This is a genomic window from Virgibacillus ihumii (assembly GCF_902726655.1).
Classification (GTDB): Bacteria; Bacillota; Bacilli; order Bacillales; family Amphibacillaceae; genus Lentibacillus; species Lentibacillus ihumii.
On the sequence record NZ_CACVAN010000001.1, the window covers coordinates 1932944 to 1949352 of the forward strand.

Consider the following 16409-nt stretch of genomic DNA (forward strand, 5'->3'; position numbering starts at 1 on the left):
ACAGCTGAATTAAATACCAGGGCATCGCTGATACGCGACACCCTGTTTACTTTACTTTATTTAAAACTGATTGATTCTGTACGAATCATTCCATCCGGTACGTGATTGTAACCTTCTACATAATTTTTCATCGGTTTAATATTCTTTTCATGGAATATGAATATATATGGGACGTCTTCCCAAAGAATCTGGGAAACCTGTGCATACAACTCCTTACGCTCCTCACGGTCAGAAGTTCTCCGTGCTTCAGTCAATAATTGATCAACTTTGGAGTTTGAATAGCTCATTTCATTTAGTGATCCTTCCGATGAGAACCAGGTGAACGTATTCCCATCCGGATCCACACGGCCGCTCCATCCTATTCTGAGCGCATCATACTCATGGTTCCGCATTTGTTCAAGCAGTGTTCCGAACTCGACCATTTCAATTTCAACTTTTATACCAATTTGACCCAGCATCGACTGCAGCATCTGTCCGATTTGCTTTTCTTCAGGCTTCGGCGTAATCTTCAACGTAAAATTGATATTTTTCAACCCGGATTCTGCAATCAATTTTTTAGCTTCTTCCACATCAGCCTCGGGAACTTCCATGTCTTCCGGATGTGCCCAGCTTGATGGCGGAAAAGGACTGACAGCTGGTGTAACGCCGTTTTTGTAGACAACCTCAGCAATTGCCTTTCGATCAATGGCAATATTTACAGCCTGCCGAACCTTCTTATTACTGAATGGCTCTTTGTCTGTATTCAGCATCAGACCCTGAAAGCCAAGCCCATCTTTGACAGATACTTTAAGGTTGGAAGCATTTTTGACTTTATCCAGATCCTTGAAGGGAATCTGATTAACGATATCAAGACTTCCGGAAATCAGGTTCGTTACACGAGTGTTTCCATCAGGATAAGGTCTGTACACAACATTTTTAACAGCCGGTTTTTCCCTCCAATAATCTCCAAATTGAGTTAATTTAATATGATCCTGCTGTACACGTTCAGCAAATTTATATGGTCCGGTTCCAACAGGATTATTGGAGAAGTCTTTTCCTTTTTCTTTAACCGCGGATGGTGAGACCATCATACCGGCTCGGTCGGTCAGGACTGATAAGAATGGAGAATACGGCTTTTTTAATTTTATCTTTACGGTATACTCATCAACTGCAATAACATCCGTAACCAGATTGATTTCCGACTTTCGGGGCGATGCAAGGTCCGGGTTCAACATACGATCAAAGTTAAATTTAACAGCTTTGGCATTAAACGGTGTCCCATCATGAAATACAACACCTTCCTGTAATTGAAACGTATACGTTTTACCGTCTTCTGAAATTTTCCATTCCTTCGCCAGCTCCGGCACAATCTCCAAATCTTCATTCAAATCAACAAGTGTATTATAAAGACTTTGAAACACTTGCCTGTCAACAGCAGCAGATGAACGGTGCGGATCAAGCTGCGGTGGATCATCATCCAGGCCAATAATCAACGTATCCTTATCTTCTTTTGTCGTTACCGGCTCTTTCCCATCAGCATTATTTCCAGATTCACTGTTACTTGGGCTGCATCCAGCTAGTACAATTATTAGGACAAGAATATAAAAAAATGAATGTTGCCATACTTTCTTCAAGTTCAATCTACCTCCTCACATATTTTTGAATGCCTATAAACACCCATCAATCCAAGTTAATCCAGATACCCTCCTTTTAAATTTTCAAATAATTGTTTAAGTTAGCAATTATAATATAATATTAAGTAGGGACTGTCAATAGTTTTCTTACAAAAAGTATGATAGATTAGAAAAAACAGTTACATTTTAATCCAGAAAAGGTAATTTTACTTTATTATTGAAAGTAAATCTGATTTTAGGCTTTTAGTTTCAAAATAGTTAATATATACTAGACCTTAGATAAGGAGAGTTGAGATGGGTTACGATAATACAGATAAAAAAATTATAGAAGAGTTAGTTGAAGACGGCAGAATTTCCTACGTGGAACTTGCCGAAAAAGTAGGATTATCCCGGGTTGCCGTTAAGGATCGAATTAAAAGCCTTATGGACAAGGGAATAATTGAAAAATTTACTGTAGCCATTAATTCGGAAAAGATTGGAAAGAAGGTATCCGCTTTTTTTGAAGTGGACGTGGAACCGAAACAATTGCAGGAAGTGGCACAAAACCTCGCGGACAACCCGCAAGTTGCAAGCATTTATCAAATGACTGGACCCAGCACGCTTCATATGCATGTTCTCGTAGAAGATTTTAAAAAGCTGGAAATCTTTATAAATAATGAGCTTTATTCTGTGCAGGGCATTACAAGGGTGGAAAGTTCTGTTCTTTTAAAACGGTTTAAGAGTAGGACTGGGTATAAGTTGTAGGAGGAAGAGAGACGAAAAATAAAACTTGTACCATGGGTTTGTTTCTATTTCTTTTGCACTATCTCGAGTTATACTTCATCTTCAACGTAGATTGACTAAACCAATAATTCACCTCACCAGTCTGTCAATTCTGGTGAGGTTTCTTTCTGATCATTATCATTACAACGAGTAAAGCTCTATTTTTCATGGTCCATCATCGTTACTGCCAATATTGCTGCTGAGCGTATACTGACTTCATGCCCCACAGCTATTACAAAAGTGCAAGGGACCACTCCTCAAAAAAGCACATGCCTCTTGTCCAGCTTATGTGCTTGATTTCAGAATTTCCGTCGTTTTTATTTTCTTTTCCACTGCAGAGTCTGCTGAGAGACGTGCAAATTCGGTATAAATCAAATCAATTACAAACAGCTGTGCAATTTTTGTTGAAATAGCACCAGTTTGAAAAAGACTTTCAGCGGATGAATAATGAATAGCAAAATCCGCATTGCGCGATACCTCAGAGTCTTTATTACCTGTCACACAAATCGTTGTTGCATTATTACGCTTTGCAACTTCAAACATATTGATAATTTCCTTCGTATTTCCTGAATGCGATATCCCAAACACAAAATCCTCTTCGTTCATAATAGACGCCATCATTAACATGGTGTGTTCATCCATATAGATATCAGAATGCAATCCGATTCGCATAAATTTATACTTCGTCTCCTGGGCAGTCATGCCAGAGTGACCGATACCGGCAAAATGAACCCGTTTTGCGTTTTTCATGGAAAGTGCTGCTTGTTGAATAGCATTATAATCCAAATTGCTCATCGTTGCATCCAAGGCTTCCATATTTACATTATAAAATTTACTTGCGATCATCTCGATCGTATCGTCTTGTTCAATTGGCCCGCTAAACACATTTTTACGATTTTGAGCTGATTGTTCGTGTGCTAATGCCACTTTAAATTCAGAATAACCTTTATACCCCAGTTTTTTACAGAATCGTACGATGGTTGCATTGCCTATACCAGAACGATCCGATAATTCCATTATCGAATCATACATCACTTCGTCATAATGATCCTCGATATAACGCACCAGGACTTTTTCAGATTTTGTTAATTTCAAATCTTTTTCAATCATAGATTTCATTGCCATCACTCCCATTAGGTAACCGTTCAACAAATGGATAAACGGCCCCGATCATACCAGCGGCGTTACCACATTCGGCAGTTCGGATTGTGACTCCATCAACAAACACATCAGGTAAATAAATTCGGAGAGCTTTTTGCAGCCGTTCAATGAAGAATTTCTTCTGTTCGGAAATTGCCCCGCCAATAATAATCAGTCCCGGATCAAGAATACAAATAATGCTGGCAACTCCTTTTGCTGCTTCATTCATCCATTCTTCCACAAGCGACAGACAATACTCATCACCTTCCTTTGCATGTTTAAAAATAAGTTTACCATTCAGCGCTCTATTTTCCGACCCATGGACAGATTTGTTACTTAAAACAGATACAGCAGCCTTTTGTTCATAATTTAAATCCTCTGCAAACTGTTTACCCGTATAGCCAATTTCACCCGTTCGAAAATTGCTTCCTCTGTACAATCTCTTATTCATGACAAAAGCCCCGCCGATTCCTGTTCCTAACGTCATACAATAAAATGTTTCACTGTCATTTCCCGCACCAGTCCAGGATTCCCCTAGCGCCGCTGCATTCACGTCATTTTCAACAATCACGTCCTTTTGAAACTTTTTTTCAAGGCGGGACTTCCAATTAACCCCTACATACCCGGGCATTGTTTCGCCTGAATGAATAATTTCTCCGGTATCCGTATTAACAACCCCCGTTGTACTGATACCAATACCGGTAACTGGGTAACTTTTATTCAAAAGCAACTGAACAACCTGCTCAACATTTCCATACAAATGGCCAATCCCATACTCAATTTCAGTTGGAATGCTCGATTGATACTTCATTGCCCCGTATTCATTAACAATTCCATACTTTATATTCGTTCCACCGATATCAAGCGCAATAAAATAACGCATCATTCGACCTCTTTCTTATTTAACATTTATCCTTTTACAGACCCGAGTGCTACACCTTTAATAAAGCTTCGTTGCAGTAACAGAAAAAAGATGATTAACGGAACTGCAGCAATCGATGCACCAGCCATCAAAAAGGAATAATTCAAAGTAGCACCGCTTGGATCCTGATTTGCCATTAAAGTCAATCCTAAGGGAAATGTTAATTTATCATGGCTGCTTAACACAACCAACTGCCAGGCATAGTTATTCCACGTATACATAAATGCAAAAATCGCTAACGCTCCCAGGGCAGGTCTAAGCATCGGTATCACGACGGAAAAGAATATCCGCAATTCACTTGCCCCATCGATTCGCGCTGCGTTCAGCAACTCATCTGGAATGGTTCTAGCAAATTGACGAACGAGGAATACGCCAAATGGAAAAGCAACCGTTGGCAAGATAACACCCCATGCAGAGTCAATCAACCCAATGTTGCTGGTCAACTCATATAATGTAACTAAAATGGTTTCATGCGGTAGCATCATCGTTGCAATGACCAAAATAAAAATGAATGTATCACCAGGAAATTTTATTTTAGCCAATGCATATCCAGCAGTTGCAGAAAGGATTAAGATCAATGCTACAGACACTATTCCAATCAACAAACTGTTCCATAACCACATCAGAATCGGATAATGTTCGAATATCGCGATAAAATTTCCAAAATACCAGTCAGTAGGAATCCAATCCGGGGGCATCGAGTAAAGAGATTCTTCGGTTTTAAAGGCACCGGTTATCATCCAGTATAGTGGAAAAATAAAAATAATCGATGCCAGACCCAAAATGACATAACGTAACAACACATTAAATTTCATTGTAGTTTCAACCTCATTCCGTACTAATCTAATTTGGATTTCAACAGCCTAAATTCAATCAGGGCAACAATGGCAATCAATACGAAAAGTACAACACTTTCAGCCGCTGCCTGGCCAAAATATGGACCTGTTTCAAACGCCGTATTATAAATCGAGAAGACAAGTGTATCAGTTCCATGGTAAGGCCCACCGTGTGTCATTAAATATATAACCACAAATATCTGGAAAACTGCAATGGTCGATGTAACTACAATCAATAATGTCGTATTAATAACCATTGGAACCGTAATTTTGAAAAAGATCTGAAGAAAATTTGCTCCGTCAATCTTTGCAGATTCATACAATTCCTCAGGTACATTATCAACCCCTGCCATATACAGAATCAGCGGCTGACCAATCATCCAGGTAATCACTACATTGGATGTGGACAATAATGCAGTAAATTGAGTTCCAAAGAAATTGATTGGCTCTATACCAAACAGACCCAAAAAGTAATTAATGATACCGAAGTTCATGTCGTACATCCATATCCATACAAACACCAATACTATGGACGTTGTAACGACCGGTAAATAAAAAACCAGCCGAAAAAAACTTTTAGAATGCTTGTGCAGATTCCGGAGCATTGCAGCAAAGACCAATGGAACGATCACTGAAATAGGCACGATGATCACAGCAAAATAAATGGTGTTCTCCAATGCCATCAGAAAAAACGAATCAGTAAAAAGATTTTTAAAATGGTCAAGTCCAATAAATTCTGTCTTGAAAAGCGTCTTTTCAAACAGGCTCAAATAAAACGTCCTGAGTAAAGGATAAATTAAAAATATCGATAAAAAACAAATGAAAGGCAATACAAACAAATAGCCCCAAATTCGTCTCCTTTTTTCCATACTCACACCTCATAGTGATTGAATTAAATCTGTGACAATGGAACGAATGCATGTTCCATTGTCACAAGTGCATTATTTTTCCTTTTGCTCTGCAGCCAGTTTATTTCCTTTTTCAACAATGGTATCAAGTGCTTCTTGCGGTGTTTTTTCATGAAGATATGCAGCCTGCAGGTTCGGGAAGATTGACATACGCAATTCTGGGAACCAAGGCACAAACTTTCCGGTCTGCTCTTTTTCAAGCGAGCCATATAATTCAAGGTACTTATTAAAGGCTTTGAATTTTTCCTTATCCATCGAGTACTCTGATGATTTTCTGGCAGGTAAATACAGCCATCCCTTTGCCGTTTCCTTAATTGCTTCAGTTGATGTGACAAACTTTACATATTTTTTGGCCCATTTGGTTACTTCAGGATCATCATTTTTGAAAATCGCAATTCCCTGTTCACCTGTAACTGGAACCCCCGGTTTAACACCTTCCGCATGCAGCGGTACAATTGGGTATGGTTCAAAATTAGGATTATCCACATTAAACATTTCACCAGGTGCTGCCCAAAATGCCACCAGCTTACCCTGTTTCCATAATTTAAACCCTGACTCATAATCTGAATTGGCTGGTCCAGGAGCAACAATTCCCTCATCAACCAACCTCACCATATTCGATAATGCTTTTGCACCTTCTTTGCTGTTGATTAGGTACTCTGAAAAGTCATCATTTGCCCATTCAGCACCAAAACTCATCAAATAATTCAGATTATTTTGGTTAACCTGCTCATTTTTAGCCCAGAATGCCGTAGCATAAATACCGTCACCGATCACCTGTTTACTTGCTTTCTCAAATTCTTTCCATGTCCAATTATGATCGTCCGGCAGCAGGTTCAATTTACCTGCATCCTTGAAAATCTTTTTGTTTACCACCAGCACTTGTGGGCCGACAACAGTGGTTACTGCATACAGTTCATCGTTATACATACCATTTTTTAATATGTCCTCTTTCCAGTCTGAACGGTCGCCTAACACTTTTTCTCCAAGCGGCTCAAGCAATCCATTTCTCGCATATTGCATGATTCTTAATGGAGCATTGGTGCCAATAATATTTGGTGGATTATCAGCAGCAATTGCGGTATTAACCTTTTTGGTAAAATCAGCACCGCCTACACGCTGGAATTTAATGTCGACGTTTGGATGCTTCTCCTCAAACTTTTTAGCCATCTTCTTATCCCATTCACCCATCACCTGATTTTCCTGCGTTACATGCCCGGCACCCCAGTATGTTATCGTAATTTTATCCGAGTCAGCGGAACCACTTGAAGAACAACCTGACATAATCAGTACTACTGACATAAAACAAATTACACAATACATGATACGCTTTCTCACTTGAAACACCCCTCCATTGTAGAATTAAACAATCACTTACTTTACTGTAAAAATCTCTTCGCCAATACCCTGGCTTGCTCCTCCCCATTCCTTGTAAGCGTTTTAGTTGGTGGTCTGCAAAATCCAGCATCAACTCCTTTATATTTCAACATTTCTTTAATAGTCGGGTATAACCCGTTTTCAAGTATTCCTGAAATTAAATTATTGGTTTCTTTCTGTAATAATCGAGCTTCCTCAATATTGCCTTCTTTGGCTAGGGTAAGAATCTGTTTCGCTTTCTCTCCATTGATGTTATAAGTGCTTCCTATTGCACCATCCACATTCAGTACAGCTGCAGACAACAGCATTTCATCAAAACCGGAATATATGAATTTATCAGGGAACCGGTGTCTTAGCCGCTCCAGTAAAAAGAAATCCGGAGCTGTAAATTTAACCCCAATGATTTGTTCATTCCGGAATAATTCTTCAAATTGATCAAGACTCAAATCCACCCCCGTTAAGCCGGGAATCGAATAAACGATTAATTTATTATCTGTGTGAGAAGTTATCGTGTTGTAATACTCTTTTATTTCATCAAAGTCAAACTTATAATAGTATGGTGTTACGGCAGAGATGGCATCATAACCAAGAGTGGTAGCATATTGTGCCAGTTCAATTGCCTCCCGTATGTTGATGGATCCAATCTGGGCAATCAACTTGACCTCACTACCAACTTCCTCTTTCACAACTTTAAAAATCCGTTTCTTTTCATCAGTGGAAAGCATAAAATTCTCACCTGTACTGCCGTTTACATAGAGACCATCTATTTGGCACTGATCAATATTATAACGGACTATTTGCCGTAATCCAGCTTCATGTATGTCTCCCTCTTCAGTAAACGCACACATTAATGCGGAAAAAATTCCCTGCATCTTATCACCCCTTAATGTTTTTCAGCCTTTTTCATCTGAATGTGATTCACAAACCTTCTTGTAATCAATTGCGGACGGGTAATAGCGGAACCGATAATACAGGTATGGGCTCCATAGTCAAAAGCCGTTTGCATATCTGCAGGCTCCCAGATACCTCCTTCCGCAAAAACCGGAATATCAAGGTTCTGTACCATTTTCTTTACTAGCAATAAATCCGGTAATGGATGGACTTTTGTTTCCGGCGTATTACCTGATAAAGTAGTTGCCACTATATCAAACCCGAGTTGATATGCTGCAACTGCCTCCTCAAATGTTGAAATATCCGCCATTAACAGGACATCCGGATAACATTTCCTAATTCTTGAGTAAAATTGCTTCAGATTCATATTACCTGGCCGCATCCGGTTTGTCGCGTCCAGAGCAATGATATCTGCTCCCGCATGAACAATCTCGTCAACCTCATCCATACTAGGTGTTATAAATACGGGACTGTCTTCATAAACTCGTTTCACAATCCCGATCACTGGCAAATTCACTTCGCCTTTGATCTTTTGAATATCCGCTCCACTATTGGCTCTGATTCCGACTGCCCCACCCTCCTGCGCTGCCACCGCCATTCTGGACATAATATAAGAACTATGGAGCGGCTCATCAGATAAAGCCTGGCAGGAAACAATTAAGCCGGATTTTAGTCTTTTCAACAAATTTTCCTTCTGCATGCATGCAAGCCTCTCTTTTTGAAAAATATTTTCAATTTTCATCAATATAGCACATTAATAAGTACTTATCAATACTTATTATGGATTTTATTTTCATATTTTTAAATTTTTAAATCATTGCGAGGGAAGAATAGCACCTTAAACACCGTCATTTCATCTTCTATGTTTCATTTCATATGAAGAGTGAAATACTGTAAACAAAGATGAAAAAGAAAGGATGAAAATATGCTTGAAATAACCGGAGAAGCAAAGGGCGAAATTCTGGAAGTAACCACCGAGGAAACAGCGACACGGGATGACTTGCAAAGGTTCGAAAAGGCGTTAAAAGCTAAAAAGCTTCAGGAACAACCCGTTAATATCCTGTTTATTTTCAAGAACATTGATGGCAACACCCCAAAAGCAATGCTGGAAGGCTGGAAAATTGCCACCCATCTGAAAAGCATAAAAAAGAGCGCTATTGTGGCGGATGAAACGTTTGTTGGTCTTAACAAAAATATTGAAAATCTCATACCAGGTGTAGAAATAAACCAGTATCCAATGGAGGAAATGGAAGTTGCAAAAGAATGGCTTCGTGAAGATTATTCATAGCAAAGAAAAGGGAGCGAACCACCGTTCGCTCCCTTTTTATTATTGATTTGTTTCAAACAAAAACCTTATAAACTCTTCAATGCTTCCTCAATCTGCGTATCCCCGGATATCATTTCAAACGCTTTATGAAATGCATTTGGCTGCTCAATAGCCGCAATCATTGTTTTGGCGACATCAGAACGTGGCACATTACCAAATTCCACTTCCTCTGCCACCTTAATTTTACTTGTGCTCGGTTCATGGGTAAGACCGCCGGGACGTACGATAGTATAATCCAACTCGGTGCTCATCAGATATTCGTCGGCTTCTTTTTTCATTTGCAGATAGTGCTTCATGTTCTCATTATCCTGTACCATCTGATCAATATCACGTCCAGCGCCAATGCTGCTTAACATGACGAATTTTTTAATACCAAAATTTTCAGTTGCTTTCACTAAATTGATGGAGCCATCACGATCAACATCAGTCGTTTTGTCAGGTCCCGTACTGCTTCCGGAACCAGCAGCAAAGATAACCGCATCCATTCCTTTTACGGTATGACCAACGTCACCTTCCAGATCAGCTAATACCGGAGTACCGCCAAGATCCGTGATGTGCTGTTTTTGTTCTTCCTTACGAACCATTCCATACGGCTCGTATCCAGCTTCATGCAAAAACTCTATCAGTGATTGACCGGTATGTCCGTTTGCTCCTGCTACTAATACTTTCATTCTGTATCGACTCCTTTATTAAAAACTCGTGTAATAATGCTGTTGCCGTAAATGGGAGTGTGTAAACATTGATGACAAGAAAGCCTCTTAGAACGTATAAAATTGGAACAACGATACGAAACATAATGAAAAAAGAACCACCCCCAATTAATCGGGATGATCCCTTTCTTACATCTATTTAATCATTTTAAGTTCTACAGGAATAAAGTCTTCAACCGACTTGCCGTTTACTACCTTCTTAGCAGTATTAATCGCTTTTTCACCAATTAATGTAGGCTGCTGGGCAATTGTTGCATCCATTCGGCCTTCTTTTATTGCTTTCCTCGCATCATCGGTTCCATCAAAGCCAACCACGATAACATCCTTCATGCCGTTGGCTTCCAGAGCTTGGACTGCACCCAATGCCATTTCATCATTATGTGCGAAAACCGCATCAATCTGATTTGTGCTTTGGATAATGTTTTCCATAACATTAAGTCCTTCCGTTCGGTTAAAGTTTGCTGACTGGCTTGCCACTACTTTCAAACCTTTCATATTGTCAACAACATTATGGAATCCTTTTCCGCGTTCTCTTGTCGCGGATGCGCCAGGGACCCCTTGCAGTTCAACAACTTTACCACTGTTTTCAAGCTTCTTCGCGATGAATTCGCCAGCCATTTCACCGCCGGCAACGTTGTCGGAAGCAATGTGTGATACGACTTCTCCACCATCAGCACTCCGGTCAACTGTAATTACCGGTACATCATTACTGTTGGCAATCTCGATTGTCGAGACAACCGCTTCCGAATCTGTCGGATTGATTAATAATACATCAATATCCTGCTGCATTAAATCTTCAACACCACTTAATTGTTTGGATGCATCATTTTGTGCGTTTGTCACAATTAACTCAACGCCTGCTTCTTCAGCAGCTTTTTGTGCTCCATCCCGTAATGTTACAAAAAACGGGTTGTTCAATGTCGAAATGGAAAAACCAATTTTAACTTTATCATCAGAACTTCCCCCGGATGCTGATTCCTCTCCATCAGATGAACCAGGTTTTTGTGTAGAACATGCGCTTACCAATATCACTAAAACTGCCAAAATACCAATTCGTTTTAACCACGCAGCCATTGCAATTCCTCCTTAAATTAGTTGGATTTCCTGTCTAATAACACAGCAAGTAAAATAACGCCGCCTTTAACTATTTGCTGGTAAAAAGATGATACATTCATCAAATTCAATCCATTATCAATAACTCCTATTATTAACGCACCAACAAGTGTTCCAAAAATTCTTCCGCGACCACCCATTAAGCTTGTACCACCGATTACGACAGCCGCAATAGCGTCCAATTCGTACATCATTCCGGCAGTCGGCTGTGCAGAGTTTAACCGGCTTGTCAAAATGATTCCTGCCAAAACAGACAGCATTCCTGTTAATGCATACACCCAAATTTTTACCCGGTCCGCTTTAATCCCTGATAGAATGGAGGCTTCCTCATTGCCGCCGATTGCATACACTTGGCGGCCAAAGACTGTTTTCTGAAGAATAAACATCAGGATCAGGAAAATAACAACCATCAGAATTACCGGAAACGGGATGCCGAAAACATATCCACCTCCAATCATTTGAAATGCAAAGCTGTCAGACAAACCTGTTATTGGCCGTCCATCAGTATAAACCAGTGTTGCACCGCGAAAGATAGTCATCGTGGCTAATGTCGCAATAAATGGTGCCACTTTTCCCTTCGTAATAATAAGTCCATTAAATGCTCCAAGTGCCAGTCCAATCAACAGCCCCAAAAACACTGCCAGGATAGGATCCATTCCACTTGTAAGCATTCCTGCGGTAAGTACACTTCCCAAGGCCAATAATGACCCGACAGACAAATCAATTCCCGCTGTCAGGATAACGAACGTCATACCAAAAGCAATTAACGCATTAACTGAAATTTGCCTGAGTAAGTTGAGCATATTGTCTAATGTTAAGAAAGCATCACTCAGGAAACTAAGTGCAATCATCATTATAATTAATCCGATTAACGGCCCGAATTTTGAAAAGTCATTAAAAAGTTTTTCCTTCACTTTACTCACCCCCTGTAGCGGCAGTCATTATTTTCTCTTGATCCGCCTCATTTCGATTGAATATTTTTTCGATATTGCCTTCACGAATAACCATAATACGATCACTAACCCCAAGAACTTCAGGCAGTTCCGACGACACCATAATAATTGCCACACCATTTTGCGCCAGTTCGTTCATGATGGAATATATTTCTTTTTTGGCACCAATATCGACTCCCCGTGTCGGTTCATCAAGTATAAGTACTTTAGGAGCGATACCAAGCCATTTGGCAATAACAACTTTTTGCTGATTTCCTCCGCTAAGTGACTTCGCCTGCTGCGAGGATCCGGTTGTTTTAACATTCAACCGGCTTACCAACCTGGTAATTAAATCTTGCTCTTTTTTGCTGGAGATAACACCGTTACGTGAAACTTCATTCATATTTGGCAACGAAATATTATCCCTTATGGAAAAATCTACGATAAGGCCTTTTGCTTTACGATCTTCCGTAATAAAACCGATACCAGCCTTAATTGCATCACTTGGGTGTTTAATGGAAACCTTTTTGCCATTCAGCAGAACCGAACCTTTTGTCTTCTTTGCATAACCGAAAATCGTTTCCATAATTTCTGAACGTCCTGCACCCATTAAACCTGCGACACCTAATATTTCACCTTTTTTAACAGAAAAACTGACATTGCTGAAGAGACCTTTTCGTTGAAAATCCTTTATTTCAAGTACCGCATCACCTGGTGTATTTAATTTTTCAGGAAAACGTTGACCAAGTTCACGTCCCACCATCATTTTGACAATCTGTTCGAAACTAGTATCACCGATGCTTTCCGTGCCAATATACTGACCATCCCGCAGCACAGTAATTCTGTCACAAATATGAAAAATCTCCTCCATCCGATGGGAAATATAAATAATGGAAACTCCCCGTTCCCGTAAGGAATTAACGATATTAAATAAACTCTCAATCTCGTGATCTGTTAACGCTGCAGTAGGTTCATCCATGACAATCAGTTCAGCATTCGCAGATAGTGCCTTGGCAATTTCGATCATTTGCTGTTTACCTACGGACAGATCTCCTGCTGTATCATTGGGGTTAATGTTGGTTACCCCTAATTTATCCAAGTTAGCCAAGCATTGTTTCCGCATTTCCTTCGTATTCAGAACCCCTGATTTTCCGTACGTTATGTCTTTTCCGAGGAACATATTTTCCATGACGGTCAGGTGCGGAATGATATTTAACTCCTGATGGATAATCGTTATTCCTTTCTCCTCAGCTTGTTTCGGGTGGGTAAAATGAACCTCTTTACCGTTTAATTTCACAACTCCCTGATCACGTTTATGGATACCGGTGAGAATTTTTATTAATGTCGATTTACCTGCACCATTTTCTCCCATTAATGCATGAACTTCACCTTTATGAACCGTAAAATTTACGTTTTTCAGTACCTGATTTCCGGAAAAGGATTTATCGATTCCTTCCATTTCGATAAAAGGTTGACTAATCAACTGTTTCACCTCATTTCCTTAAAATGGGACACCCGACTTCAGAATAGCATTTGCAAACGGAGTTGCTTCCCCTGTGCGAATAACTGCCCGGGCGTTCTTGATATTGCTTTTTAATTCCTCGTGTGAAATATACTGTATCGGCAGATCACTGTACGTCGATTTTATGCTGTTATGAAGTTTCAAGTTTGATTGCTTCATTTGTTTCGCCAGAACCATTTCTTCTATTACCATATCTTCTGTAACTGCATCCAGTACGGTTAGAAAATCGGGGAAATTATATTTCACCGAAACATCAATACATAACGTATCTTCCGGGACCGGTAATCCACAGTCTGCAATGATCAGTGTATCGGTGTGCCCCATTTTGCTTAATACCGAGGCAATATCACGATTCAGAATGCCTGATTTTTTCATGATGTTCATCCTCCTGTAGAAATTCTTCAACTTGCTTCCGGGTTGGCATCCCGTTCTGTGCACCAATTTTCGTTACGGAAAGTGCTGCTGCTGCATTTGCGGTATGGATTGCCTGATGCAGTTTTTTACCACGGGCGATTTCTGTTGCCAATGCCCCATTAAATGTATCTCCCGCACCGGTTGTATCGACCACATCAACGTGATGACCGGCAATGAGTTGACGGTTACCATCTTCGGTGAACGCTGCTCCCTGTTCTCCTTTCGTGGTAATAATCCCCGTCTCGATCTGTTTATAAAAAGGGCTCTTTTGTAATTCATCATCCTCCAGTTCATTTGGTGTCAGATAGGAAACATTACAAAGCACACTTTTCTTCAACTGCTGGAACGGTGCCGGGTTCAACATAACCGGAACTCCCGCCTCCCCTGCGATCCGGACAGTAAATTCAATCGTACTGATTGGAATTTCCAGCTGGAGCAGCACTATATCGCTTTGTTCAATCAGCTTTCGCTTTTCCTCCACAAGCTGAGGTGTTACCTGATTGTTTGCCCCGGAAACTACGATTATACGATTATCACGTTCACTTAAAATGATATTGGCAATTCCTGTAGGTGTATCAGGAACAGTCGTAATTCCTTCTGTATGGACACCTTCGCGTTTCAGATTATCAGTCACTGTTTTACCGAACGTGTCATCTCCCACAGCGCCAATAAAATTTACGGAAGCTCCCATTCTTGCAGCAGCTACAGCCTGATTTGCGCCTTTCCCGCCCGGATTGGTAAAAAAGTCATCCCCTAAAATGGTTTCACCTTTTACGGGCATATTCTTGGCAGAAACTGTTAAATCCATATTAATGCTGCCCACAATACAAACGGTTGGTTTATCTGTCATATGATCCCTCCCTAACGTCAGTTGATTGCCGTTCCATTAATTGAACGTCAAATTCCTCGCTCATTATTTCCGGATGTTCACTTGTGATTTGAAAAATAAGCATTTCAGCTGCCCTTCTGCCAATTTCATAAACCGGCTGTGCCATTGTCGTAAGAGAAGGTGTAATAATCTTGCTTAAGGAAATTCCATCAAACCCAATTACAGCTAAATCTTCTGGTATGGAAATTCCAAGACTCGCTGCAGCATTTAATACACCGGCACCCATCAAATCATTTCCTACAAATAAACCGTCAATTTCAGGATGATTAGTTAATAAGTCTATAGCAGCTTCCTTTGCTTTATCAAAATTATATTTACCTTGCGCAACATACTTCGGTGTATACCACGTCTCATTTTCCACTTCATCCAAATATCCCTGGAAACGTTCCCTGGCACTGCTTATATTTTCAGGGCCGGCGATATGCGCAATTCGTTCACATCCGATTGATTTTAAATATTGAACTGCTTTTCCTGCACCTTCCCGATTATTGACGGTAACCGAAGAAACGTTGGAACTGATTATCCGGTCAAGCGCAACAACAGGAACCTTAATTCGCTTTAAATCATCCTCTGTAATTGAGCTGGAAACAATGATAAATCCGTCAACCGACTTCTGTTGCAACGCATTCAGATAAACAATTTCTTTCTCTGAATCATTATCTGTATTACATAAAACAAAATTGTAATTGCGGTAATTCGAGTAATCTTCCACAGCCCTGGCCAGTTCAGGAAAAAAGGGATTCGTAATGTCAGGGACAAACAATGCAATTATCTTCGACTTCCCCTTAAAAAGACTCCGAGCCACATCATTCGGCAAATAGTTTAATTGCTTAATGGCTTCCTTAACCCGAGTTTCCGTTTCTTTATTTACATATCCATTCTTATTAAGAACCCTAGATACTGTAGCAGTTGAAACATTTGCCAGTTTTGCCACATCTTTTATCGTTGCCATGTCCACATAACCACTTTCAAATTATATTCATAAATGTGTAACCCGTTACATGTTTATCAAAAAATAATAAAACGCTTACATGTAACCCGTTACATATAATG

The 16409-nt window shown here is 40.0% G+C and carries 17 protein-coding genes; 2 read left to right on the plus strand and 15 right to left on the minus strand.

Annotation, left to right across the window (positions count from 1 at the left end; all coding sequences use genetic code 11):
* Positions 1 to 56 precede the first annotated feature (56 nt).
* Positions 57 to 1613 carry an ABC transporter substrate-binding protein gene (locus HUX68_RS09460; RefSeq protein ID WP_174614592.1) on the minus strand — a complete coding sequence of 519 codons (1557 nt, stop codon included), beginning with the start codon at positions 1611 to 1613 and terminating at the stop codon, positions 57 to 59.
* 294 nt (positions 1614 to 1907) lie between these two features.
* On the opposite strand from HUX68_RS09460, the gene HUX68_RS09465 reads away from it, so the two are divergent.
* Positions 1908 to 2357: an Lrp/AsnC family transcriptional regulator gene (locus HUX68_RS09465; protein WP_174614593.1), complete on the plus strand. Its 450-nt coding sequence runs from the start codon at positions 1908 to 1910 to the stop codon at positions 2355 to 2357.
* A gap of 303 nt (positions 2358 to 2660) precedes the next feature.
* On the opposite strand, the gene HUX68_RS09470 is transcribed toward HUX68_RS09465, so the two are convergent.
* From HUX68_RS09470 to HUX68_RS09500, 7 genes are all read right to left on the minus strand, one after another.
* The gene (locus HUX68_RS09470; RefSeq protein ID WP_174614594.1) at positions 2661 to 3494 is read right to left on the minus strand and encodes a MurR/RpiR family transcriptional regulator; all 834 of its coding nucleotides are present in this window, start codon (positions 3492 to 3494) and stop codon (positions 2661 to 2663) included.
* Entirely contained in the window at positions 3478 to 4398 is a 921-nt protein-coding gene (locus HUX68_RS09475) for an ROK family protein (protein WP_174614595.1), read from the minus strand. The genes HUX68_RS09470 and HUX68_RS09475 overlap by 17 nt, the downstream gene beginning before the upstream one ends.
* 26 nt (positions 4399 to 4424) lie before the next feature.
* Entirely contained in the window at positions 4425 to 5252 is an 828-nt protein-coding gene (locus HUX68_RS09480) for a carbohydrate ABC transporter permease (protein ID WP_174614596.1), read from the minus strand.
* 23 nt (positions 5253 to 5275) lie between these two features.
* Positions 5276 to 6043, minus strand: a complete 768-nt coding sequence (locus HUX68_RS09485) for a carbohydrate ABC transporter permease (protein WP_174614597.1) — start codon at positions 6041 to 6043, stop codon at positions 5276 to 5278.
* Between the two features lie 171 nt (positions 6044 to 6214).
* Positions 6215 to 7519 carry an ABC transporter substrate-binding protein gene (locus tag HUX68_RS09490; RefSeq protein WP_174614598.1) on the minus strand — a complete coding sequence of 435 codons (1305 nt, stop codon included), beginning with the start codon at positions 7517 to 7519 and terminating at the stop codon, positions 6215 to 6217.
* Positions 7520 to 7560: 41 nt separating this feature from the next.
* A complete protein-coding gene (locus tag HUX68_RS09495; RefSeq protein WP_174614599.1) occupies positions 7561 to 8430 on the minus strand; it encodes an N-acetylneuraminate lyase in 870 nt (289 codons plus the stop codon).
* 11 nt (positions 8431 to 8441) lie between these two features.
* Positions 8442 to 9149 carry an N-acetylmannosamine-6-phosphate 2-epimerase gene (locus HUX68_RS09500; protein ID WP_174614600.1) on the minus strand — a complete coding sequence of 236 codons (708 nt, stop codon included), beginning with the start codon at positions 9147 to 9149 and terminating at the stop codon, positions 8442 to 8444.
* 225 nt (positions 9150 to 9374) lie between these two features.
* Here HUX68_RS09500 and HUX68_RS09505 point away from each other — a divergent pair, with 225 nt between their 5' ends.
* Positions 9375 to 9737 carry a SpoIIAA family protein gene (locus tag HUX68_RS09505; protein ID WP_174614601.1) on the plus strand — a complete coding sequence of 121 codons (363 nt, stop codon included), beginning with the start codon at positions 9375 to 9377 and terminating at the stop codon, positions 9735 to 9737.
* A gap of 65 nt (positions 9738 to 9802) precedes the next feature.
* Here the strand turns inward: HUX68_RS09505 and HUX68_RS09510 are convergent, their stop codons facing one another.
* The 7 genes from HUX68_RS09510 to HUX68_RS09540 all read right to left on the minus strand — a co-directional run bounded on the left by HUX68_RS09510 (position 9803) and on the right by HUX68_RS09540 (position 16308).
* The gene (locus tag HUX68_RS09510) at positions 9803 to 10447 is read right to left on the minus strand and encodes an SDR family oxidoreductase (protein WP_174614602.1); all 645 of its coding nucleotides are present in this window, start codon (positions 10445 to 10447) and stop codon (positions 9803 to 9805) included.
* 174 nt (positions 10448 to 10621) lie between these two features.
* A complete protein-coding gene (gene rbsB, locus HUX68_RS09515; RefSeq protein WP_174614603.1) occupies positions 10622 to 11560 on the minus strand; it encodes a ribose ABC transporter substrate-binding protein RbsB in 939 nt (312 codons plus the stop codon).
* A 17-nt stretch (positions 11561 to 11577) separates the two neighbouring features.
* A complete protein-coding gene (locus HUX68_RS09520; RefSeq protein ID WP_174616413.1) occupies positions 11578 to 12453 on the minus strand; it encodes an ABC transporter permease subunit in 876 nt (291 codons plus the stop codon).
* A 61-nt stretch (positions 12454 to 12514) separates the two neighbouring features.
* The gene (locus HUX68_RS09525; protein WP_425509512.1) at positions 12515 to 14014 is read right to left on the minus strand and encodes a sugar ABC transporter ATP-binding protein; all 1500 of its coding nucleotides are present in this window, start codon (positions 14012 to 14014) and stop codon (positions 12515 to 12517) included.
* Between the two features lie 18 nt (positions 14015 to 14032).
* Positions 14033 to 14428 carry a D-ribose pyranase gene (gene rbsD, locus HUX68_RS09530; RefSeq protein WP_174614604.1) on the minus strand — a complete coding sequence of 132 codons (396 nt, stop codon included), beginning with the start codon at positions 14426 to 14428 and terminating at the stop codon, positions 14033 to 14035.
* Positions 14400 to 15317, minus strand: a complete 918-nt coding sequence (rbsK, locus tag HUX68_RS09535; RefSeq protein ID WP_174614605.1) for a ribokinase — start codon at positions 15315 to 15317, stop codon at positions 14400 to 14402. Before rbsK ends, rbsD begins: the two co-directional genes overlap by 29 nt.
* Positions 15307 to 16308, minus strand: a complete 1002-nt coding sequence (locus tag HUX68_RS09540) for a LacI family DNA-binding transcriptional regulator (RefSeq protein WP_174614606.1) — start codon at positions 16306 to 16308, stop codon at positions 15307 to 15309. Before HUX68_RS09540 ends, rbsK begins: the two co-directional genes overlap by 11 nt.
* Positions 16309 to 16409 lie beyond the last annotated feature (101 nt).